This is a genomic window from Bradyrhizobium sp. MI1.3, from assembly GCF_055811695.1.
In genome coordinates this window covers 1-312 of record NZ_JBVVPQ010000298.1, presented here as the reverse complement: position 1 = coordinate 312, position 312 = coordinate 1, and the positions used below count along the sequence as shown (strand labels likewise).

Genomic DNA, 312 nt, shown 5'->3' with positions numbered 1-312 from the left:
GTCAAACGAAACAAGACCGACGCGGCGGATGCTGAAGCCATTTGTGAGGCGGTCAACCGCCCGACAATGCGGTTCGTACCGGTGAAGACTGCCGAACAACAAGCGGCCAGCATGATTTTGCGAACGCGAGAGCTGCTGATGAGGCAGCGCAGCCAGACTGCAAATGCCCTACGTGCTCATATGGCCGAATTGGGCATTATCGCCGGCACAGGCATGGCAAGCATCGCAAAACTCCTGGTGCTTCTCCGGGACGAAAAAGACAACAGGATCCCCGGCGCCGCCCGCTTTGCCCTGATCCTATTTGCCGAACAG

The 312-nt window shown here is 58.0% G+C and carries 1 protein-coding gene; it reads left to right on the top strand.

Annotated features, from left to right (window positions below; all coding sequences use genetic code 11):
- A partial coding sequence (locus AC0L3A_RS41090; RefSeq protein WP_473256630.1) for an IS110 family transposase occupies positions 1 to 312 on the top strand: 312 nt, incomplete at both ends.